Genomic DNA, 20365 nt, shown 5'->3' with positions numbered 1-20365 from the left:
GCCGTGCACCGGTGCGGTACCGGATCCGTGCGGTTTCCCGTGGGAAGGGGTGGTTCAGGAAGAACCGACCCCGCCCCTCTTCGCACGGCGCAGGGGATGGAGAAGGCTGGCGACGATCTCCCCGGTGCGGGGGAAGGAAGCGGGGTCGCCGAGTCCGACGGCGACCGGTTCACGGCCGGGCCGCCAGGTGTAGCTGTCGAATGCGTGGTCCCAGATCGACAGATCGGAACCGTAGTGGCCCGCCTCGGACAGATCGGTGCTGTGATGCAACCGGTGCTGCTCGGGGCTGGCGAACACATGGTTGAGTCGGCCGATGCGTACGTCGATGTTCGCGTGGACAAAATATCCCTGAGCGGCCACGAAAAGCCCGACGACGAATACGGATTCACGGGAGAAACCGACCAGCGCCAGGGCAATTTGAACAAACCCTTGGGCGAGGACGATATCAAGGACATGGTTGACGCCATTATTGGCGACGTTGACTTTTTCCGGCACGTGATGCACACCGTGGAATCGCCACAGTATCGCATTTGTGTGACCGAACCGGTGCACCAGATAACTGGCGAGTGAGCCGGTCAACAACGCTCCGGGAATTTCCACCCAGAGATTGAATATCGGCTCGTCCGGGGATATGAGGGAAACCATCGTGGAGACCAGGTATTGCGCGAAGGCGCTGGCCACCATCGTCAGCACGAAGTAGATGCCGTACCAACGCCACTCCCTGGAGTTCGGATGCCAGGCGCGCCGGTACGGAATCAGGCGTTCGAGAACGGTGAGATACCCGATGGTGCCGAGCAGGAAGAACGGACTCACCCGATCGGGGTCCCAGTCGAGACACAGCGCCACGACGGCCACCGAGACCGTGCCCACCAGCAGGAGCGGGTACCCCGACACACGCAGGACCGCGCGCGCCGGCGACAGGGGTCCCCCTGCCCCGCGGGCGGGACCGGAATCGGATTCCGGTTCACCGCCGGGCAGCGGCTCACGATTTTCCACTCACAGCACCTTTACGAAAGGAACCAGCACAGAAGGGCGCGGACCTGGAAGGAGACAGCCTTTCGCCGCCCCGGGGCATGCCGGAACAGTGCGTCGGCCGCCGCCTGTCATGCACGGTTGGATCCTGGTCTGCTCGGATGGTGCGAGTCGCCCCACGGGCCCCATGGACCCGAGTACGACCGCCGGGCGAACCCGCCCTACTAATTTTTCCCCGATCACCGACCTCAACCGTCGAATTCAAGCCTCCCGCCGACACCCCGGAACACCTGTGACGGGAATCATCACTCAGTTCGATTCCCGCTGAACGGAGTGGATACGGCCGGTGAATCGTGAACCAATGAACCCGTCACGAATATGATCGTTAATAATACTGATCTGCTTTTTCTTTTCGGCTTTCGCATTCCCTCGATCACGCCGGGGCGGCGACCGCGTCAGGCCGGGGCCCGCACGGCACCGCGTCAGGCCGAGGCGTAGCCGCGGGCGCGCACGAGGTCGCGCGCGAGGCGGATGAAGGCCCGGGCGGCGGCGCTCCGGTAGGCGCCTTCGCGCCGCAGGAGGGTGACCGTGCGGGCGGGCAGGGCGGGGTCGAGCGGGACGGGGACGAGGCGGGGGTTGTCGTGGGTGATGGCGTCGGGCAGGACGGTGACCAGCGGGGTGCGTTCGACGATCTCGGTCAGGGCCTGGACGGAGTTGGCCTCCACCACGATCCGCGGCTCGATCCCGTGGGCCGAGAAGTAGGCGTCGATGTGACCGCGGGTGGCAAAGTCGCCGCTGAGGAGCGCGAGTCGGTGTTCCGCGAGGTCCCGGACCGGCAGCGGCCGGTCGCGGTCACCGGCGTGGGGGAGCCCGGTGACGAGGCCGAGGGTCTCGGTGAACAGCTCCGCCGCGCCGATGCCGGGCAGATGGGACCCGTGGAAGGCGATCCCGAGATCCGTCTCGTCGGCCAGCAGCCCGGCCTCGATGTGGTCCTGGGCCATCTCCCGGAGGGTCAGGGTGATGCCGGGGTGCCGGGCCTGGAGTTCCGCGGTGAGCGGGCCGACGAGGTAGGCGGTGAAGGTGGGGGTCACCGCCAGCCTCAGATGCCCCCGGGACAGGTCGGCCACGTCCATCACGGCGCGCTCGGCGGCTGCCAGGTCGCGCAGCGCGCGGCGGGCGTAGTGCACATAGGTCTCGCCCGCGTCGGTGAGCCGCACGGTGCGGCCCGTACGGTCGAGCAGTTGTACGCCGACGGCGCGCTCCAGTTGCTTGATCTGCTGGGAGAGAGTCGGCTGGGAAACGCGCAGGTCCTCCGCGGCACGGGTGAAGTTGGCGTGCTCGGCGACAGCGAGCAGGTAGCGCAGATGACGGAGTTCCGGGGCCATGACTGAACTATAGATGTCATCGATAGCAGTCATGGTTATTGCGTCTTGGACGCTATAGATGCAGGTCGTGCATGGTGGATCTCGTCAGCCTCACCGGCCGGCAGATTCCGAAGGGAGTGACCATGCACGATCTGAGCGAGGGCATCGCGCGTTTCCAGCAGGACGTCTTCCCGGCCAAGGCGGAGCTCTTCGCCCGCCTGGCCGGCACCCACCGGCCCACGACGCTGTTCATCGGCTGCTCCGATGCCCGTGTGGTGCCGGAGCTGATCACCCAGAGCGAGCCGGGTGAGCTGTTCGTCATCCGTACGGCGGGCAACCTCGTCCCCGCCCACACTCCCGGACCGGACGGTGTGGCGGCCAGCATCGAGTACGCGGTCGCCGTCCTCGGCGTCACGGACATCGTGGTGTGCGGGCACTCCGCCTGCGGCGCGATGACCGCCCTGGCCGAGCGCCACGACCTCAGCGACGCACCCGCGATCGCCGGCTGGCTGCGTCACGCGGACGCCTCCGTGGCCCGCACCACCACCGTCGAGTCGGGGGCCGCGAAGGTGGCCGCGCTGGTGCGCGAGAACGTGCTCAGCCAGCTGGCGAACCTGTCCACCCACCCTTCGGTGGCACGTGCCACCGCCTCCGGCTCGCTCACCCTGCACGGCTGGGTCTACGACATAGCCACCGGCACCGTCGACCGGCTCGGCACCGTCGACCGGCCCACGGCCCTCACGGCCTGACCCCTCCCCCACCCGGCTCCCGTCATGGAGCCGCACCCCCGAACCCGCCGTTCCGTCCGGTTCCGGCGAACGGCACACCCCGAAAGGAAAACCCTCCCATGGTGCACGCACAGTTCGACGCCACCGCCCGCCAGGACCTCGCCGCCAGGGCCGTCGCCGCCAAGACGCGCAAGGACGTGTCGTGGCAGCAGATCGCCGACGCCGCGGAACTGTCGGTCGCCTTCGTCACCGCCGCCGTGCTCGGCCAGCACGCACTGCCCGAGGCATCGGCCGCGGCCGTCGCCGAGCTGCTGGGTCTGGACGAGGACGACGCGGCGCTGCTGCAGACCATCCCGACCCGAGGTTCCATCCCCGGCGGCATCCCCACCGACCCGACGATCTACCGCTTCCACGAGATGCTCCAGGTCTACGGCACCACGCTGAAGGCCCTGGTCCACGAGCAGTTCGGGGACGGCATCATCAGCGCGATCAACTTCAGGCTGGACGTCAAGAAGGTCGCCGACCCCGAGGGGGGCGAGCGCGCGGTGATCACCCTGGACGGCAAGTACCTGCCGACCAAGCCCTTCTGATCCGGCCCGTCCGAAAGACAACGGGGCGGTCCGTGCCGACGGCGTCGCCGGGCCGCCCCGTTGTCTTTCGGACGGGCCCACCGGGCGCCTTCGCGCCCGCCCCCTCCCGGAAGGAAATCCCGTGGACTTCGCACAGCGCACCATCGGCCTCGCCCGGCGCAACGTCGACGAGGGCGGCCGACCGTTCGCGACCGTCATCGTCAAGGACGGCAGGATCCTGGCCGAGTCGGCGAACAAGGTCGCCCAGAGCGGCGATCCGACCGCGCACGCCGAGATCCTCGCCATCCGCGAGGCGTGCCGGAAGCTGGGCACCGAGCACCTGACCGGCACCACCATCTACGTACTGGCCCATCCCTGCCCGATGTGCCTCGGTTCCCTCTACTACTGCTCGCCCGACGAGGTCGTCTTCCTCACCACCCGCGAGGAGTACGAGCCCCACTACGTGGACGACCGCAAGTACTTCGAACTCGACAACTTCTACGAGGAGTTCGCCAAGAACTGGGACGAGCGGCGCCTCCCGATGCGCCACGAGCCGCACGGGGCCGCGGTCGACGTCTACCGGGCGTGGCAGGAGCGCAACGGCGGCGAGCGCCGCGTGGCGGGCGCTCCGACGGCCTGAGCCACCGGCCACCGGGCCGTTCGCACGGTCAGGCGGTCAGGGGCCGGTCCTCCGGGGCGATGGGCGCCGGCAGCACCGTGGAGCCGCTCAGATAGCGGTCCGCGGCGGCAGCGGCGGACCGCCCCTCCGCGATGGCCCACACCACGAGGGACTGGCCGCGCCCCGCGTCCCCGGCGATGAAGACGCCGTCCGCCACGGCGCCGGGCGTCGTCGCCGGCCCGGCCGCGAAGCCCGTGTCCCGGGCGAAGTTCCCCCGGTCGTCCAGGGTGAGGCCGAGCTGCCGCATCAGTCCCGTGCCGCGTTCGGGGCCGTGGAAGCCGAGGGCGAGCAGGACCAGGTCCGCCGGGATGTCCCGTTCGGCGCCCGGAAGCGGTCTCCTGGTTCCGGGCTCCACTTCCACCAGGCGCAGCTCGCGCACCCGGCCGGTCCGGTCCCCCTCGAAACTGAGGGTGGCCGAGGAGAAGAGCCGGGGGTCCGCACCGTCCCGGCCCCGGGCCTCCTCGTGGGCGTGGGACACCCGGTAGACCTTCGGGCGCACGGGCCAGGGCTCGGTGTCCCGCCGGTTCTCCCCCGGCTCCGGGTTGATGTCCAACTGCACCACGGAGGCGGCCCCTTGGCGCAGGGCGGTGCCCATGCAGTCCGAGCCGGTGTCCCCGCCGCCGATGATGACCACGTGTCTGCCCTCGGCGGTGATGCCCGGCGAGGGGCGGTCGCCCTCGGCCACCCGGTTGGCCAGGGTGAGATAGTCCATCGCCTGGTGGACGCCGCCCAGTTCGCGCCCCGGGACGGGCAGTTCCCGCCGCTCCCCCGCGCCGATGGCGACGACGAGCGCGTCGTGCCGTGCGGCGAGCGCGGCGGCGTCGAGGTCGACGCCGACCTCCACCCCCGTGCGGAACTCGGTGCCCTCGGCCCGCATCTGCCCGATGCGCCGGTCCAGGTGGTGCTTTTCCATCTTGAAGGCGGGGATGCCGTAGCGCAGCAGCCCGCCGACGCGGTCGGCGCGCTCGTAGACGGTGACGGTGTGGCCGGTGCGGGTGAGCTGTTGTGCCGCGGCCAGACCGGCGGGGCCGGAGCCGACGACGGCGACGGTCCTTCCACTGGGCCGGGCGGCCGGGCACGGCGCGGCGTATCCGCGTTCCCAGATCTGGTCGGCTATCGCCTGCTCGACGTTCTTGATGGTCACCGGGGCCGCGTCGATGGTGAGCACGCAGGCGTCCTCGCACGGTGCGGGGCAGAGCCGTCCGGTGAACTCCGGGAAGTTGTTCGTCGCGTGCAGCCGCTCGGCGGCCGCCCGCCAGTCCTCCCGTCTCGTGTACGCGTTCCACTCGGGGATGAGGTTTCCCAGGGGGCAGCCGTGGTGGCAGAACGGTATGCCGCAGTCCATGCAGCGCCCGGCCTGTTCCCGGACGAGAGGGAGGAGCGCCTGTCCCGCGTGGACCTCGTTCCAGTCGCCCAGCCGTTCCCGGACCGGCCGTGCCGGGACGGGTCGGCGGGGGAATCTGAGGAAGCCGTGCGGGTCGGTCATGGCCGCCTCCATCGCTCACTCGCGGTGTGCAGGCGTTTTTGTCAGCGTACGCCCACTCCGCCGACCGGCACACCGCACCGGCGGCGCCCCTCCGGTGCGGCCGGGACGGTTACCGACGGGTCGCACAACGGCACATGACTGGTATGGACATGACCATTCGCCCTGGCTAGTCTCGAAGTTGGTCTAGACCTAGTGGAGTGGAAGTGTGTCCCCCACTCGCCTCTCAGCGCCCACACCTCCCCAGGAGCGAAGCATGCGCAGAAGGATCACCTCGTTAGTACTCGGTCTCGGGATCACCGGGGCCTCCCTCCTCGTCACCACCGGCAGCGCGCAGAGCCACGGCTACACCGACGCCCCCATCAGCCGTCAGCAGCTGTGCGGCAACGGCACCGTGCGCAACTGTGGCCAGATCCAGTGGGAGCCGCCGAGCGTCGAGGGGCCCAAGGGCTTCCCCGCGCGCGGCCCGGTCGACGGCACCATCTGCGCCGGCGGCATCGGACGGTTCTCCGAGCTCGACGACCCGCGCGGCGGCAACTGGCCCGCCACCCAGGTCACCGCCGGGCAGAGCTACACCTTCCGCTGGCGCATCTCGGCCCGGCACGCCACGACCGACTTCCGGTACTACATCACCAAGGACGGCTACGACCCCACCAAGCCCCTCACCCGGGCCGACCTGGACCCCCAGCCGTTCCTGACCGTGCCCTTCGGCGGCCGGCTGCCGGCGTCCACCGTGACCCATGCCGGGGTACTGCCGCAGAAGTCGGGCAAGCACCTGATCCTCGGCGTCTGGACGATCGCCGACACCGGCAACGCGTTCTACGCCTGCTCCGACGTCACCTTCTGAGACCGGTCCGCACCCGCACGAGCCGCTGTCCGGGGTGGGCCCGCCCCGGACAGGGAATCACCGGCGTACGAGGTTCAGGCGTTCGGGCCGACGGGCGGTACCGGACATCGCCGCGTGCCGGTGCTCGCCCGTCGACCGGTTTTCCCGGCCGCGCCCTACGGCGTCGCCGCTCCGACGCCGGTGACGGGGCCTCGGCAAACACCGGGGACGGGCCGGGCCGTCGCACGGGCCGCAGCCCCGGCTCGCCGCCGCCGTGCACCCGGCCGGTCACGGCCCGGGTGGCCGACGGGAGCGATGCCCCGGGACCCACGCCCAGCCGTGCGCACCGGTGGTCGACGCGACGACTGCCGGGGAGCGGCCCGGAACCTGAGCCCCTGTGGTCATTCGGCGGCGGCGAGCCGGGGCTGCGGCCGGAGGGTGACGAGTGCGATCCCGCCGCAGCACACCGCCAGGAGCAGCAGCTCGGCGGGCGAGGGGGCGGGCGCGGTGCCCAGCGCCCAGTCGCCCAGCCGCACGGTGAAGGGCACGGCCAGCTGCACGGCGGCCGTGAAGACCGGTCCGCGGAGCAGGATGAGCCGGTGCTGCACGAGGTAGGCGGGCGCGTAGACGGCCGCGCCCAGCACGACGATGCCGCCGGTCGCGGCGGGTGTCGGGGGGTGGGCGATCAGCGCGGGCAGGGCCATCGGGAGCAGCAGGCAGGTGGCGGCCGCGAGCAGCACGGGCAGCACGGCGAGCGGCGGCAGCCCCGACAGCCGTTCCTTGTACAGGAATCCGTACACGGCGAAGGCCGCGGTCGCCGCCGCCACGAGCAGCAGCCCCGCCCCGTCCGCGTCACCCGCGTCCGCGCCGAGCGCCGCGTACCCGGCCGCCGCCGCGCAGGCCAGCACCGCCCCCGCCACCTTGCGCGGCCCGGACCGTTCGGCGAAGAACAGCGCGCCGACCGCCACCGAGGCGCACGGCATCAGCGCGACGACGAGGTTGGTGAGCGAGGTACCGATGCGCGGGATGGCGAGGAGGGTCCCTGCCGCGTACCCGGCGAATCCGAGCAGGCCCAGCAGCCAGACGGTGCCCGGCCGGGCGGCGGCCCGGCGCAGGTCGGCCCGGCCGTCCGCGGTGGCGGCGGCGACGGCGGTGAGCACCGCGCAGCACACGGCGGTCCGGCCCACGGCGACGATCAGCGGATCGGTCCCGGTGACCAGGGCGCCGGAGAGCAGCCAGGTGCCGGAGAGCAGCAGGACGAGGACGGCCGGCATCGCGTGACCCTTCCGTGGGTGGTGGGGAACGCGGCGTGGTGGGGACCCGAACTCACCGGCCCCGCACGGCCGTTCCTCCGCACCGTCCGTCGCTTTCCTGTGGGCGCCAACTATAACGACGGGTGCCGTCCTCGTCCGGGTCGCGCGGTCCTCCCGTCCCGGTCACTCCGGCCAGGCGGAGTTCAGGATGGTGTCCACGAAGTTGCCGCGCTCGAACCCGGGTGTGTAGCGCTCCAAAACATCGGCCTTCACATTGCCGAACGTGGTGTCCGGCTTGCCTTCGATGCCCTCGGTGAAGGCCCTGAGGATGCGTCGCTTGAAGTCGGGCCGGGGATGGAGTGCGACGATCGCGGCCCGGTCCGCCTCGTCGAGGTCGTCGTACCCGATGCCCAGCACGTCGTACTCCACACCGGCCGTCACCAGCGCGACCTCGGGTTCCATGAACGACGGGATTCCCGGTGTCGTGTGGAGCGCGATGGCCGTCCAGACGCGCCGGACGCTGTCCTCGGGCACCCCGTGCCCCTGCAGGAACCGTCGTGCCTCGTCGGCGCCGTCCACCTCGAACCGGCGCCCGCTGCCGCGGAACTCCTCGCCGAGGCCGAGGTCGTGGAACATGGCCGCGACGTAGAGCAGCTCCGGGTCGAAGCTCAGCCCGCCCCGGCGTCCCCGGAGCCCGCCGAAGAAGTAGACGCGGCGGGAGTGGTGGTAGATCAGGTCGTCGGTCGTGTCGCGCACCAGCTGGGTCGCCGCCGAGGCCAGTGCGGTGTCGGGAACCGGCACGGCGGTGAAGGCGGGGAGATCGGTGCTGTCGGGCATGAGAACTCCTTTGTCGTACGGCGGTTCCGGCCTCGTGGGCCCGGTTCGCCGGGCGGTCCTCAGTCCCTGGCCGCCGGGGAGAGATGGAGGTGGGCCAGGTCGTGCGGGACCGGTCCGTCGGGGCGGAAGAGCGGTGCGCTCTCGCCGTCGGCGGCCGTGGCCGGGGCGTCGGTGAGGCGCAGACGGGTGCGCAGTCGTCCGTAGAAGTCGTTCGGGCCGAGCCTGACGACCCGCAGGCGGCGCGGTGCCGCGTACACGCCGAGCCAGTCCCCGGCGCCCAGTACGCCGCGCAGCTGGCCGTCGATGGTCACCGCGGCCTGTCCCGAGTGGGGCAGGACCCGTACGGCGACCGGTTCGTCGGCCGCTGCGACCACGGTGCGGTCGAAGGTCATGTGTGCCGCCACGGGAGTGAAGAGGACGGCGTCCATGCGCGGCGAGACCACCGGGCCGCCCGCGGCGAAGCTGTACGCGGTCGAGCCGGTGGGGGTGGCCATGATGACCGCGTCTGCGGAGTACGAGGCGAGGAGCCGGCCGCCGATGTAGACGCCGAGGCTCACCTGCCGGTCGCGCGCGAGCTTCTCCACGACGACGTCGTTGAGCGCGGTGACGTCCAGCGCCACGCCCCAGCCCTCCGCCGTGGCCTCCTCGCCGGGGGCGATCTGCGGGGGCGGCAGCACGGGGCGCTGTCCGTAGGCCATCAGGGCGTCGATGTCCGGGGGCACCTCCAGTACCCGGGAGGCCCGCATGGTCAGGGTCATGCGCTGCTCGATCTCCGCCCGGTCGCGGTGGACGGCGTCGAGCGCCCGGACGACCTCCCCGGCGGGCACCTCGGTGAGGAAGCCGACGCGGCCCAGGTCGATCCCGAGGACGGCGCCGCCGTTCTTGGCGGCGATCCTGGCGCCGCGCAGGAACGTCCCGTCGCCACCGAGCGTCACGACGAGGTCGGGGTTGCCCGCGACCTCGGCCTCCTCGCGTCCGCCGCGTCTGCGCGTGTCGTCGCGCCACACGTCGATGTCCGTGCACGGGACGCCCTCGCGGGCGCACCAGTCACGGACGACTTCCGCCGCGACGACGGCTTCGGGGCGGCCCTGGTGAACGACGACTCCGACCCGCTCGACACTCATCCCGCCACGACTCCCGTGTTCCGACGACGTCCTCCCCCCACTGTGCGGGCATCGGGAGGGTGCCCGCCCGTCGGCGGGGACTCCTCGCCGACGGCCGGGCACCGCGCGGAACGTGTCCGGGGAAGGTCAGGCCCGCGCGTCCTCCGGGATGCTGACCGTCCAGTGGGTCTCCTTGCGGGGGCGCAGGTAGAACGCCCAGTAGAGCGTGGCGACCGCGGTGATGCCGCCGGTCCACAGCAGGTACTCGGACTCCTGCTGGGTCAGGATGTACGCGAGCACGACGATCAGCAGCACGGGGACCGCGGGCCACAGCGGCATGCGCCAGGCCGGTGCCTCGCGGTGCGCGCCCCGGCGGCAGAGCAGGGCCGCGACGGCGACCAGCAGGTACATGGCGGTGACGGAGACGCCGGTGACGCCGTACAGGGTGTCCAGGTTGACGAAGCACAGGGCCGCGCCGGGCACGCCGACGATCAGGGTCGCCACCCAGGGGGAGCCGAACCGGCCGAGCCGGGACAGGGCGTGGTTGACCGGCGCGGGCCATGCCTTGTCGCGGGCGGAGGCGAACAGCACCCGCGAGTTCTGGATGACCATCACGATGCCCGCGTTGATGATGGCGAGGGCGACGCAGAGGCTGACGAAGGTGCCGACGGCCGAGTTGGACCAGGCGGCGACCATGGTGTTGAGGTCGCCGGAGGTCAGCGCCTCCAGGTCCGGTGCGCCCAGGGTGATGGCGATGACGGGGACGAGGATGACGGCCGTGGAGATGGCGAGGGTGGCGAGCACGGTGCGGGCGACGTTGCGCCGCGGGTTCTCCAGTTCCTCGGAGAGGTAGACGGCCGTGGAGAAGCCCTGGGTGATGAAGAGGGCGATCGCGAGCCCGGAGATCACCATCATGGCCGTGACGTGCGACGTGCCGCCGTCCGGCTGGACGACCGATCCGTGCACCAGCGCGGAGGCGCCGCGCTCGGAGTGCGCGAAGCCGAGCACGGCGACGACGGCCGCCGCGATCACTTCGAGGACGAGGAAGATCCCGGTGATCCACGCGTTGGCGCGCAGGTCCAGGAGGCCGGCGAGGGTGGCGAGGAGCATGACCCCGGCACCCGCGACGGGGGCGGGGATGTGCACGACGGGCGCGAGGTAGTCGGCGGTCCCCATGGCGATGACCGGGGGCACGATCATCACGACCAGCAGCGAGAGCACGAAGACCAGCCATCCGGCCAGCCGTCCCGCCATCGTCGACACCATGGCGTACTCGCCGCCGGCGCTCGGGATGAGGGTGCCGAGCTCCGAGTAGCAGAAGGCGACCGCGATACAGAGCAGCGAGCCGATGGCGATGGTGAGGGCGGTGTACGTGCCGAGGCTGGAGAACAGGTCCGGCACGACCACGAAGAGGGTCGAGGCGGGCGTCACGCAGGAGAGCGTGAGCAGCGTTCCGCCCACGACGCCGATGGAACGCCTGAGCTTCTGTGGGGTGGGGCCGGTCGCTGGGGCGAGCGCCTGGGGAGCGCTGAGCGTGTCGGTCATCGTGCGGTTCCGATCAACAGTGATGGTGTTCGAGCGCGGGAGCGGTATCGCCTCCAGACGAGGACGTGATGAGTGGTTTCGGCGCTCCCAGCGCGACATGCAATCTCGACGAGTTCCGTAGGTCAAGAGCTGTTCACCTTCGGAATTCGTTGTTTTGGAGCACCGATCCGACGTTTTTGCGCTAACAGCGCTTCTTTTCCCGGGGGTCGGCGGGTACGGGAACCGCAGCCGTCCCCGGAGGAATGTTTCGCCCGTATCCGAATGCCGGAAGGCGTGGCACGGCCGGCCGGGGACGCGGGGCGCGACGGCCGCGGGTCGCGCATCGGCCGTCTTGGTGCCAGCCTGGAGTCATGGCTTGGGCGTCATGGACGACTCGCAGTGTGTTCTCCGGGCGCGGTGGTGTGCTCACGGACGAGGTCGGTGTCCTGTCGGGGGACCTGACCGTTCATACGACCTGGGCGGACGACACCGCCCAGATCACCGTGCAGTACACCGGCGCGATCGACTGGTTCACCATGTCGGGCAGCCCCGTGCCGTGCTGTTCGGAGGAGGACAGCCGGCACCTCCACGAGACGGCGGTGCGGGCGGTCCGGGAGGGCGGGGCGGCGACCGTCCCCGCGTCACCGGGCAGGGAACCCGGGCCGGTCGCGTAGCGCCTCCGGGGTCGGTCGCGCAACGCCTCCGGGGCCGCCCGCGGGCGCGCCGCCCCGGACCGGCCCAGGACGGACGCGTCGGCGCGATCGCCGTACACCGTTCACGGGGCCGGAGATTCACCGCCCGCTCCGGGCTCCCGCAGCGCCGCGGCGACCAGTCCCGCGATCTCGTCCCCCGGCACGCCGCCACCGCTCACCAGCCGGTCGAAGACCAGCCCGTCCACGCAGGCCAGCAGGGTGAGGGTGCGCCCCTCGGCGTCCGCCACGCCCCGTGCGTCCAGGAACTCCCGCACGATCTCCCGGGCCGCGTTCCGGCGCGGTACGAGGATCTCGCGCAGTTCCGGATGGCGCACGCTCTCGACCGCGCACGCGTAGCGGGCGAGCGACCGCCGCCGCCCCTCCCCGGTGAGCCGTCCCGCGACGAACGCGGCGAGCCCGTCCGCGAGTTCGCCGGGGGTCCGCGGCGCCGGGGTCCGCTCCCCCGCCGCCCGCAGCTCCGCCTGGTCCCGTTCGACGAGCCGCCGGACGAGCCCGGTGAGCAGGGCCCGGCGGGTGCGGAAGTAGGCCGAGGTGGTGCCCGGGGGCAGGTCCGCCGCCCGGTCCACGGCCCGGTGGGTCAGTCCGCGCATCCCCTCGTCGGCCAGCACCTCGATGGCCGCGTCGGCGAGAACGGTGCGTCGATCGGTACTCATCCCCTCTTTCTACACCTGTAGAGGTGGCGTAGTACTCTCCTTCTACAGCTGTAGAAGCCCGAGGGCGTGGCGGTACGGCACGGAAGAGGGGGCGGCATGGGCGGCAGCGCGGTGGTGGTCGGTGGGGGCATCGGCGGACTGGCCGCCGCGATCGGGCTGCGCCGTGCCGGCTGGGAGACGACCGTCCTCGAACGCGGCACCGGACCGGACGACGCGGGCGCGGGCATCTCCCTGCACGCGAACGGCATCCGCGCACTGGACGCCCTCGGTGTCGGGGCCGCGGTGCGCGCGGCCGCCCGGCCCCAGTACACCGGCGGCACCCGCGCCCCGGACGGACGCCTGCTGGCGCGCATGGACGGGGCGGCACTGGAGCGCGAGCTGGGCACCCCGATCATGGGCATTCCGCGGGCCGTGCTGCACCGGCTGCTGCGCGCGGCACTGCCCGCCGGGTCCCTGGTCACCGGGGCCGAGGTGACCTCCGTCGACCGCTCCGACGCCTCCCGGGTGCGACTCGCCGCGGGCGACACCGTTCTCGACGCGGATCTGGTCGTGGCCGCCGACGGCGTGAACAGCCGCTTGCGCGCACGGCTCTTCCCCGAGCACCCCGGCCCGGTCCACAGCGGTTCGACGGTGCTGCGCGCCATCACGGAGTCGCCGGTGGAACTGAGCACCGACTTCGAGCTGACCTGGGGCCGGGGGGCCGAGTTCGGTCACATCGTGTTCGCGGACGGCCGGGCCGAGTGGCACGCGGTGTTCAACTCACCCGCCGGGGTGCGCCATCGGGACCCGCTCGCCGAGGTCCGCCGCCGGTTCGGCGACTGGCACGACCCCGTTCCGGCCCTGCTGGCGGCGACCCGGCCCGGCGCCGTGCTGCACCACGACGTCAACGAGCTGGTCACCCCGCTGCCCTCCTACGCGGTCGGGCGGGTCGCTCTTCTCGGCGACGCCGCCCACGCGATGACCCCGAACCTCGGCCAGGGTGCCTGCCAGGCACTGGAGGACGCGGTGTCGCTGGCCGCCGCGCTCCGCACCGGACCTTCCGTGGAATCGGCGCTCCGCCGCTACGACGCCGAGCGCCGCCCCCGCAGCCAGTCGGTCGCGAGGGCGGCTCGTCGGGCCGGCCGGATGGGGCAGCAGCTGTCGCATCCGGTGGCGGTCGCGCTGCGCGACGCGGCGCTGCGGCTGGCACCGTCGCGGGTCACCGTCCGTGCCGTCCTGCGGCACGCCGACTGGACGCCTCCGCGGCCGGACTGACCGCGCGGTACGTCAGTAGGCCCCGTTGACGTTGTCGATGGAGCCGTACCTGGCGGCGGCGTAGTTGCACGCCGCCGTGATGTTGGCGACCGGGTCGTAGCTGTCCATCGACGTACCGGGCACGTGGTAGGCGCGGAACGTGGGGTCGATGATCTGGAGAAGCCCCTTGGAGGGCGTGCCCGCGGCGGCGTTGGAGTCCCAGTTGTTGATGGCCCGGGGGTTGCCGGAGGACTCGCGCATGATGTTGCGGTGGATGCCCTCGTAGCTGCCGGGGATGCCGTGCTGGGCCATGACGGCCAGCGACTCCTTGATCCAGCCGTCCAGGTCGTTCGTGTACGCCGCGGACTGCGCGGCGACGACGCCGGTGGACTGCGCCGGTGTCGCCGAAGCCGTTCCGGCGACGGCCAGCGGGAGCACGAGGGCGGCCACGCCCGTGCCCACGGCGATGAGGCCCCGGACCGGCGGGACGGGCCTGCGACGACGGTACGCGCCCTTTGCGAGCATGGTGAATTCCTCTCCGCCGCCTACGGGGTGAGCTGTCGGGTTCGGGCTGGAGATGCCCGGCCGCACATGAATGCGGCTTCACCCCGAGCCGTTCCGGATACCGGACCGGCGGCTTGCCTGGGTCCCCCGTTCCTGCCGTGCACGAGTGAGTCGGATTGCCGGACAGCGGCAGGATTCGGCGTTCCGTCCGGATTGACGGTGACCGTAGGCGAGAAACACCGAAAGGAACAAGACCCCGAATTCCGCACACAATTCATTCACAAGATCGAATGACGAGGAATTCAGTAACGCACTTCACACCGAGAGACCACATTCCCTTGCGGGAAAAGGGAACCGGTCCGCGCGGGGCGACATCACGGGCGCCGGACGTGATGCGCGCCACATGGTCACAAAAGAGGCATTTCAAATGTCAGCAAACAGCGACAAAAGGTGCATTGGGCACCTTATTGCCCGGCGGGCGAAACGGGGCAGAACACCTGCGGGCTTGCGTTCCTCTCGCCCGGATGAGGAATCCCGACGAGGAATCCGGGGAGTGCGGCCCCGCTCGGCGGGGCCGCACTCCTTTCGGGATCAGAGCCTTTCGAGGATCCTGTTCATCTGCTCGATCTCGGCGGTCTGGGCCGTCACGACGGCCTCGGCGAGCTTCTTCGCCTCGGCGTTGTCGCCCTTCTTCCGCTCGTCCTCGGCCATGGTGACCGCGCCCTGGTGGTGGGCGATCATGAGCTGGGCGAACTTCTTGTCGAAGTCCTTGCCCTTGGCGGCCTTCAGATCGTCCATGTCCTTGTCGGACATCATTCCGGGCATTCCCGCACCGTCCGAGCCGTGATCCATTCCGGGCATGTCACCCATCGGGGCTTCCGGCAGCGGCTTGCCCCACGACTTCAGCCAGCCCTTCATCGTGTTGATCTCGGGGTCCTGGGCCTTCTCGATCGCGGTGGCCAGCTTCTTGATCTCGGCGTCGGCGGCGCGGCCGTCGGCCAACTCCGCCATCTCGATGGCCTGCTGGTGGTGCGGGATCATCTCCTGCGCGAACTTCACGTCCGCGTCGTTGAACGCACCGCCCCCGGCGGCCGGTGCGGAGGCGCTGCCGGAGCCGTGGTCCATGCCGGGCATGGACGAGCCGTCGGACTTCGTGTCGTCGGAGGAGCCGCACGCCGTGAGCGCCAGGGCGAGGGCGGCGACGGTACCGGCGGTCGCGAGTGCGCGACGGCGACGGGCGGCGGTGGGCGGGGAAACGCGCATGCTGGGTTCTTTCCAGGTGGACGCGCCACGTCGGTGGCACGCGGAACGGATGGGGTCGTCCGACCGGTCCGGCCGCGGTGGGCCCGAACCGGCGGGCCCCGTCACGTCCGCGCGACGCACACCTGGAGCAGCAGCTCCCTGCCACCGAACGGCGGCCCCCGTCGCTTCGGCCCGCGCACGGCCGCACGGCGCCCGGTGACACCCCGGGCCGCCAGGACCACCAGGCCCAGCGCGAGGAGCAGCGGCAGCACCCGGTCGCGGGCCTGGGTGAACACGCACGACTCGCCACTCGCCGAGGACAGGTCCTCGGCCGCCCGGACGGGGCCGTCCCCGTGCTGCGCGGCGGCGTGACCGGCCATCTCCATGAGCGCGGCGGGCAGCGGCCCGGACGGCTCCGGGGCCGTCGTCATCGCGTCGTGGCAGCCCCCGGCCGCGCCGACCGGGGCGCCGTGCATGAGGAACAGCCCGCACAGGACGGCGCACAGCACGAGCAGCCGGGACACTCCCGGTGCGCGCGCCGGTCCGCGATCCACGGCTGCCTCGAACTCCTCGGTCGTACGGGTCCTGCGGTACGAGCCCCGACGATACCCCCACCGGGTTTGTCCGTCCCACCGCGCCCCCTGCCGGACACCTTGTTCGGCTACCGTGCCCCCGGATCGGGCGCCCCGGCCGTCCGCGGACCTCCTGCACGGAGTGGCCGACAGGGAGTGGAGCGATGAACGCATCGGCGGGAACAGGCGGGTTGAGGCGCCGTCTGGGCGTGTTCGACGCCGTGGTGATCGGCCTGGGCTCGATGATCGGGGCGGGCGTCTTCGTCGCGCCGGCGCCCGCCGCGGGCGCGGCCGGGTCGGGTCTGCTGATCGGCCTGGGCCTGGCGGCGGTGGTGGCCTATTGCAACGCGACGTCCTCCGCTCGGCTGGCCGCCCGCCACCCGGAGTCCGGCGGCACCTATGTGTACGGGAGGGAGCGTCTGGGCGACTTCTGGGGCCACCTCGCCGGCTGGGGCTTCGTTGTCGGCAAGACGGCTTCCTGCGCGGCGATGTCACTGGTCGTCGGCTCCTACGTGTGGCCCGGCCGGGAGCACGAGGTGGCCGTCGCCGCGGTGGTGGCGCTGACCGCCCTCAACTGCGTCGGTGTGCACAGGTCCGCCCGGCTGACCCGGGTGGTCGTCGCCTTCGTCCTCGCCGTCCTCGCGGCGGTGGTCGCCGCCGGGCTCGGCAGCGGCACCGCGGACGCCGGGCGCCTGGCCGTCGGTGCGGACGCCACCGTCGGGGGTGTGCTCCGGGCGGCCGGGCTGCTGTTCTTCGCGTTCGCGGGCTACGCGCGGATCGCCACGCTCGGGGAGGAGGTCCGCGACCCGCGGCGCACCATCCCCCGGGCGATCCCCCTCGCGCTGGGCATCGCCCTGTTCGTCTACGCCGCCGTCGCCGTCACCCTGCTCGCCGTCCTGGGCCCCGACCGCCTCGCCCATTCCCCGGCGCCGCTGGCCGAGGCCGCGCGCGCTGCGGGGGTGCCCGGTCTGGTGCCCGTGGTCCGGGCCGGTGCGGCCGTCGCCGCGCTCGGCTCGCTGCTCGCGCTCGTCCTGGGTGTCTCACGCACCGTCCTGGCCATGGCCCGTGACCGTCATCTGCCGCACGTCCTGGCCGCGGTGCACCCGCGCTTCGCCGTCCCTCACCGGGCGGAGCTCGTCGTGGGTGCCGTGGTGGCCGTCGTCGCCGCCACCGCGGACGTCCGGGGAGCGATCGGCTTCTCGTCCTTCGGCGTCCTCGTGTACTACGCCGTCGCCAACGCGGCCGCCTGGACGCTCGGCCCCGATGAGGGCCGGCCGCCCCGCGCCGTGCCCGTCATCGGTCTGGCGGGCTGTCTGCTGCTCGCCTTCGCGCTGCCGTCGGCGTCGGTCGTCCCCGGTGTCGCGGTGCTGGCGGCCGGGGCCGCGGCGTACGGCGTGCGCGGGGCCCTCGGGCGCGCCCGCCGGTGAACGGGGCCCTGCGGACGGGTCGTTGACCGCCGTGCCGTTCGCGCCGACCGGCCCGGCGGGCGCGGTCGTCAGCGCGGCGGGTCCTCCCCGACGAGTCCGTCCACCGACTCCCGGATGAGGTCGGCGTGGCCGACGTGCCGGGCGTACTCCTCGATCATGTCGATCAGGATCCGTCGCACGCCGGGCGACTCGCCGCCGGGCGTGGTGTACCGGCCCAGGCTTCCCGGGCCGCCGTCGGCCAGTGCCTGGGCGACCAGGGCGCGGGAGCGGGCCACGGCCTCCTGCCACAGCGTCAGCAGTTCCTCGGGGGTGTCATCGGCGGCCGATGTCCAGTCCCAGTCGGGCCGGGCCTCCCAGTCCACGGTGTCCCACGGGGCTCCCGGTTTCCGCGCGAGCAGCAGCCGGGCGAAGTGCGTGTCCTCGACGTGGGCCATGTGCTTGAGCAGTCCGCCCAGGGTGACCGCGGACGGGCCGAGGGTGGCGTTCAGTCCGGCCTTGTCCAGTCCTCCGCACTTCCATGCCAGGGTGGCCCGCTGGCGTTCCAGCGAACCGACGAGGGTGGCGGCCTCGTCGCCCGCGAGCGGGGGTTCCGGGAAGACCGATTCGTTGTCATCACTCATGGCGGGCAGGGTACGGCCCCGCACCGACATCCCGGCGCTCCCCGGTCCACCCGCCCGATGACTCGCGGTGCCTGGCGGTGGGTCAGGGAGTGGTCTCACCGCTCCGGCGAAGGGCGTCGGCCTCACGGGTCCAGGCGGCGTCGCGCAGCAGGCGCAGGCCGTTGAGGCCGACGAGGACCGTGGAGCCCTCGTGTCCGGCGACGCCCAGCGGGAGCGGCAGCGTGCCCACCAGGTCCCAGACGACGAGTCCGGTGATGAACACGCCCGCGATCACGAGGTTCTGTGCCACGAGGCGGCGGCAGCGGCGCGAGAGCGCCACGGCGGTGGGTACGGCGGCGAGTTCGTCGCGGACGACGACGGCGTCGGCGGTCTCCAGGGCGAGGTCGGAACCCGCCCGGCCCATGGCGATGCCCGTGTGGGCCGCGGCCAGTGCCGGGGCGTCGTTGACCCCGTCGCCGACCACGAGCACCTTCCGGCCGATGGCCTCCAGCTCCTTGACGGCGTGGACCTTGTCCTGCGGCAGCAGGCCGGCCCGGACGTCGTCGATCCCGGCTTCGGCGCCCAGACGGGCGGCGGCGCGCGGATTGTCGCCGGTGAGCAGTACCGGCGCGCTGCCGGTGAGGCCGGTGAGGCGTTCGACGGTGGTACGGGCGTCCGCGCGCAGGCGGTCGGCGATGCCGAGGACGCCGACGGGTGTGCCGTCGAGGACGACGAGCACGGCGGTGCGGCCGTCCTCCTCCAGGCGCGCGGCGAGTGCCGCCGCCTCCTCCTCGTGGCCGGTGGCGGTGACCGGCAGCCGGGCGGGGGCGCCGACGGCGACCGTGCGGCCGTCCACGGTGGCGGTGACGCCGGTTCCGGGTGCCGAGGCGAAGTCCTCGGCGGCGGGCAGGGCGAGCCCGCGGGTCCGGGCGGCTTCGGTGACGGCGCGGGCCAGGGGGTGTTCGCTGGGGTGCTCGGCCGCAGCCGCCAGGGTGAGCAGGGCGTCCTCGGTCAGGCCCGGGCCGGTGAGCGGGCGGATGTCGGTGAGGCGGGGAGTGCCCTCGGTCAGGGTTCCGGTCTTGTCGAGGGCCACGGCGTCGACCTGGCCGAGGCACTCCATCACCACGGCCGACTTGATCAGCACCCCGTGCCGTCCGGCGTTCGCGATCGCGGAGAGCAGCGGCGGCATGGTGGCCAGGACCACGGCGCACGGCGAGGCGACGATCATGAAGGTCATCGCCCGCAGCAGGGTCGGCTGCAGGGCCGCGCCGAAGGCCAGGGGCAGTGCGAACAGGGCGACGGTGGCCGCCACCATGCCGATCGAGTAGCGCTGCTCGACCTTCTCGATGAACAGCTGGGTGGGCGCCTTCGTGCCGGACGCCTCCTCGACCATGGCGACGATCCGGGCGATCACCGAATCGGACGGGTCGCGCTCCACGGCCACCCGCAGCGCCCCGGTGCCGTTCAGGGTTCCCGCGAAGACCTCGGCGCCCGGTTCCTTGGGTGCCGGCAGCGGTTCGCCGGTGATGGTCGCCTGGTCCACCTCGCTCGTTCCGCCGAGCACCCGGCCGTCGGCTCCGACGCGCTCGCCGGGGCGTACCAGGATCACGTCCCCGACCCGCAGTTCCCGCGCGGGAACGGTCTCCTCGGCGCCGTCGGCGAGGAGGCGGGTGGCCGTGTCGGGCGCGAGGTCGAGCAGCCCGCGCACCGAGTCCGCCGTCCGGGCGGTGGCGAAGGCCTCCAGGGCGCCCGAGGTGGCGAAGATGACGATCAGCAGGGCGCCGTCCAGCACCTGTCCGATCGCGGCCGCGCCGAGGGCGGCGACCACCATCAGCAGGTCCACGTCCAGTGTCTTCTCCCGGAGCGCCTTCAGGCCCTCCCAGCCCGGTTCCCAGCCGCCCGCGGCGTAGGTGAGCGCGTACAGCGGGCCCCAGGTCCACCACGGCGCGCCGAACAGGTGCAGGGGCAGGGCCGTCAGGAACAGGGCCAGGGCGGCGGCCGCCCAGCGGACCTCGCCCAGGGCCAGGAGGCGGGTGCGGCGGGCGGTCGCGACCGCGTCCCGGGCGGGGCCTGCGGACTCAGCC

Annotated in this window: 20 protein-coding genes and 1 riboswitch; of the genes, 7 read left to right on the top strand and 13 right to left on the bottom strand. The window is 72.3% G+C overall.

What is annotated here, in order from left to right; translation table 11 throughout:
* Positions 1 to 54 precede the first annotated feature (54 nt).
* Both EAO76_RS39955 and cynR read right to left on the bottom strand, forming a co-directional pair.
* Positions 55 to 921 (bottom strand): sterol desaturase family protein, encoded by an 867-nt coding sequence (locus tag EAO76_RS39955; protein ID WP_262376150.1) that lies wholly within the window; start codon positions 919 to 921, stop codon positions 55 to 57.
* Positions 922 to 1454: 533 nt separating this feature from the next.
* On the bottom strand, positions 1455 to 2357 hold the full coding sequence (gene cynR, locus EAO76_RS39950) for a transcriptional regulator CynR (RefSeq protein WP_148841155.1): 903 nt from the start codon (positions 2355 to 2357) through the stop codon (positions 1455 to 1457).
* 122 nt (positions 2358 to 2479) lie between these two features.
* Between cynR and EAO76_RS39945 the strand changes: the two genes are divergently transcribed.
* The 3 genes from EAO76_RS39945 to EAO76_RS39935 all read left to right on the top strand — a co-directional run bounded on the left by EAO76_RS39945 (position 2480) and on the right by EAO76_RS39935 (position 4273).
* Positions 2480 to 3085 carry a carbonic anhydrase gene (locus EAO76_RS39945; protein ID WP_148841154.1) on the top strand — a complete coding sequence of 202 codons (606 nt, stop codon included), beginning with the start codon at positions 2480 to 2482 and terminating at the stop codon, positions 3083 to 3085.
* A 98-nt stretch (positions 3086 to 3183) separates the two neighbouring features.
* The gene (cynS, locus tag EAO76_RS39940; protein ID WP_148841153.1) at positions 3184 to 3654 is read left to right on the top strand and encodes a cyanase; all 471 of its coding nucleotides are present in this window, start codon (positions 3184 to 3186) and stop codon (positions 3652 to 3654) included.
* Positions 3655 to 3775: 121 nt separating this feature from the next.
* Positions 3776 to 4273, top strand: a complete 498-nt coding sequence (locus EAO76_RS39935) for a nucleoside deaminase (RefSeq protein ID WP_148841152.1) — start codon at positions 3776 to 3778, stop codon at positions 4271 to 4273.
* Positions 4274 to 4301: 28 nt separating this feature from the next.
* Here the strand turns inward: EAO76_RS39935 and EAO76_RS39930 are convergent, their stop codons facing one another.
* Entirely contained in the window at positions 4302 to 5798 is a 1497-nt protein-coding gene (locus EAO76_RS39930; RefSeq protein WP_148841151.1) for a glutamate synthase subunit beta, read from the bottom strand.
* A 253-nt stretch (positions 5799 to 6051) separates the two neighbouring features.
* On the opposite strand from EAO76_RS39930, the gene EAO76_RS39925 reads away from it, so the two are divergent.
* A complete protein-coding gene (locus EAO76_RS39925) occupies positions 6052 to 6642 on the top strand; it encodes a lytic polysaccharide monooxygenase (protein ID WP_148841150.1) in 591 nt (196 codons plus the stop codon).
* Between the two features lie 380 nt (positions 6643 to 7022).
* Here EAO76_RS39925 and EAO76_RS39920 read toward each other — a convergent pair whose 3' ends face one another.
* The 4 genes from EAO76_RS39920 to EAO76_RS39905 form a co-directional block, all read right to left on the bottom strand.
* A complete protein-coding gene (locus EAO76_RS39920) occupies positions 7023 to 7895 on the bottom strand; it encodes an EamA family transporter (protein ID WP_148841149.1) in 873 nt (290 codons plus the stop codon).
* Between the two features lie 162 nt (positions 7896 to 8057).
* Positions 8058 to 8711, bottom strand: a complete 654-nt coding sequence (locus EAO76_RS39915; RefSeq protein WP_148841148.1) for an HD domain-containing protein — start codon at positions 8709 to 8711, stop codon at positions 8058 to 8060.
* Positions 8712 to 8770: 59 nt separating this feature from the next.
* Complete coding sequence (locus EAO76_RS39910; RefSeq protein WP_148841147.1) at positions 8771 to 9835, bottom strand: NAD(+)/NADH kinase; 1065 nt, start codon at positions 9833 to 9835, stop codon at positions 8771 to 8773.
* A gap of 126 nt (positions 9836 to 9961) precedes the next feature.
* Positions 9962 to 11359: an APC family permease gene (locus EAO76_RS39905; protein WP_148841146.1), complete on the bottom strand. Its 1398-nt coding sequence runs from the start codon at positions 11357 to 11359 to the stop codon at positions 9962 to 9964.
* 350 nt (positions 11360 to 11709) lie between these two features.
* Between EAO76_RS39905 and EAO76_RS39900 the strand changes: the two genes are divergently transcribed.
* The gene (locus tag EAO76_RS39900) at positions 11710 to 12012 is read left to right on the top strand and encodes a hypothetical protein (RefSeq protein ID WP_148841145.1); all 303 of its coding nucleotides are present in this window, start codon (positions 11710 to 11712) and stop codon (positions 12010 to 12012) included.
* 101 nt (positions 12013 to 12113) lie between these two features.
* On the opposite strand, the gene EAO76_RS39895 is transcribed toward EAO76_RS39900, so the two are convergent.
* Entirely contained in the window at positions 12114 to 12704 is a 591-nt protein-coding gene (locus EAO76_RS39895) for a TetR/AcrR family transcriptional regulator (protein WP_148841144.1), read from the bottom strand.
* A 96-nt stretch (positions 12705 to 12800) separates the two neighbouring features.
* On the opposite strand from EAO76_RS39895, the gene EAO76_RS39890 reads away from it, so the two are divergent.
* Positions 12801 to 13958: an FAD-dependent monooxygenase gene (locus EAO76_RS39890; protein ID WP_148841143.1), complete on the top strand. Its 1158-nt coding sequence runs from the start codon at positions 12801 to 12803 to the stop codon at positions 13956 to 13958.
* A gap of 12 nt (positions 13959 to 13970) precedes the next feature.
* On the opposite strand, the gene EAO76_RS39885 is transcribed toward EAO76_RS39890, so the two are convergent.
* The 3 genes from EAO76_RS39885 to EAO76_RS39875 all read right to left on the bottom strand — a co-directional run bounded on the left by EAO76_RS39885 (position 13971) and on the right by EAO76_RS39875 (position 16237).
* Positions 13971 to 14462, bottom strand: coding sequence for a transglycosylase SLT domain-containing protein (locus tag EAO76_RS39885; protein ID WP_148841142.1), 492 nt, complete (start codon positions 14460 to 14462; stop codon positions 13971 to 13973).
* Between the two features lie 4 nt (positions 14463 to 14466).
* A riboswitch (cyclic di-AMP (ydaO/yuaA leader) is annotated at positions 14467 to 14653 on the bottom strand.
* Between the two features lie 379 nt (positions 14654 to 15032).
* Positions 15033 to 15704, bottom strand: coding sequence for a DUF305 domain-containing protein (locus tag EAO76_RS39880; protein ID WP_148841141.1), 672 nt, complete (start codon positions 15702 to 15704; stop codon positions 15033 to 15035).
* Between the two features lie 101 nt (positions 15705 to 15805).
* Positions 15806 to 16237, bottom strand: a complete 432-nt coding sequence (locus EAO76_RS39875) for a hypothetical protein (RefSeq protein WP_148841140.1) — start codon at positions 16235 to 16237, stop codon at positions 15806 to 15808.
* A gap of 182 nt (positions 16238 to 16419) precedes the next feature.
* Here EAO76_RS39875 and EAO76_RS39870 point away from each other — a divergent pair, with 182 nt between their 5' ends.
* Positions 16420 to 17682: an APC family permease gene (locus EAO76_RS39870; RefSeq protein ID WP_148841139.1), complete on the top strand. Its 1263-nt coding sequence runs from the start codon at positions 16420 to 16422 to the stop codon at positions 17680 to 17682.
* A 68-nt stretch (positions 17683 to 17750) separates the two neighbouring features.
* On the opposite strand, the gene EAO76_RS39865 is transcribed toward EAO76_RS39870, so the two are convergent.
* Positions 17751 to 18302: a DinB family protein gene (locus EAO76_RS39865; protein WP_148841138.1), complete on the bottom strand. Its 552-nt coding sequence runs from the start codon at positions 18300 to 18302 to the stop codon at positions 17751 to 17753.
* A gap of 82 nt (positions 18303 to 18384) precedes the next feature.
* A partial coding sequence (locus tag EAO76_RS39860; RefSeq protein WP_399463622.1) for a heavy metal translocating P-type ATPase occupies positions 18385 to 20365 on the bottom strand: 1981 nt, incomplete at its 5' end.

The organism is Streptomyces sp. sk2.1 (genome assembly GCF_008120935.1).
In the GTDB taxonomy this organism is placed as follows: Bacteria; Actinomycetota; Actinomycetes; order Streptomycetales; family Streptomycetaceae; genus Streptomyces.
The sequence above is the reverse complement of the archived record's forward strand: the minus strand, read 5'-3'. Positions and strand labels throughout refer to the sequence as shown.

Coding starts and splice junctions, on each gene's coding strand:
- cynR (WP_148841155.1), bottom strand. CDS start 2,357: ATGGCCCCGGAACTCCGTCATCTGCGCTACCTGCTCGCTGTCGCCGAG.
- EAO76_RS39945 (WP_148841154.1), top strand. CDS start 2,480: ATGCACGATCTGAGCGAGGGCATCGCGCGTTTCCAGCAGGACGTCTTC.
- cynS (WP_148841153.1), top strand. CDS start 3,184: ATGGTGCACGCACAGTTCGACGCCACCGCCCGCCAGGACCTCGCCGCC.
- EAO76_RS39930 (WP_148841151.1), bottom strand. CDS start 5,798: ATGACCGACCCGCACGGCTTCCTCAGATTCCCCCGCCGACCCGTCCCG.
- EAO76_RS39925 (WP_148841150.1), top strand. CDS start 6,052: ATGCGCAGAAGGATCACCTCGTTAGTACTCGGTCTCGGGATCACCGGG.
- EAO76_RS39920 (WP_148841149.1), bottom strand. CDS start 7,895: ATGCCGGCCGTCCTCGTCCTGCTGCTCTCCGGCACCTGGCTGCTCTCC.
- EAO76_RS39915 (WP_148841148.1), bottom strand. CDS start 8,711: ATGCCCGACAGCACCGATCTCCCCGCCTTCACCGCCGTGCCGGTTCCC.
- EAO76_RS39910 (WP_148841147.1), bottom strand. CDS start 9,835: ATGAGTGTCGAGCGGGTCGGAGTCGTCGTTCACCAGGGCCGCCCCGAA.
- EAO76_RS39905 (WP_148841146.1), bottom strand. CDS start 11,359: ATGACCGACACGCTCAGCGCTCCCCAGGCGCTCGCCCCAGCGACCGGC.
- EAO76_RS39900 (WP_148841145.1), top strand. CDS start 11,710: ATGGCTTGGGCGTCATGGACGACTCGCAGTGTGTTCTCCGGGCGCGGT.
- EAO76_RS39895 (WP_148841144.1), bottom strand. CDS start 12,704: ATGAGTACCGATCGACGCACCGTTCTCGCCGACGCGGCCATCGAGGTG.
- EAO76_RS39890 (WP_148841143.1), top strand. CDS start 12,801: ATGGGCGGCAGCGCGGTGGTGGTCGGTGGGGGCATCGGCGGACTGGCC.
- EAO76_RS39885 (WP_148841142.1), bottom strand. CDS start 14,462: ATGCTCGCAAAGGGCGCGTACCGTCGTCGCAGGCCCGTCCCGCCGGTC.
- EAO76_RS39880 (WP_148841141.1), bottom strand. CDS start 15,704: ATGCGCGTTTCCCCGCCCACCGCCGCCCGTCGCCGTCGCGCACTCGCG.
- EAO76_RS39870 (WP_148841139.1), top strand. CDS start 16,420: ATGAACGCATCGGCGGGAACAGGCGGGTTGAGGCGCCGTCTGGGCGTG.
- EAO76_RS39865 (WP_148841138.1), bottom strand. CDS start 18,302: ATGAGTGATGACAACGAATCGGTCTTCCCGGAACCCCCGCTCGCGGGC.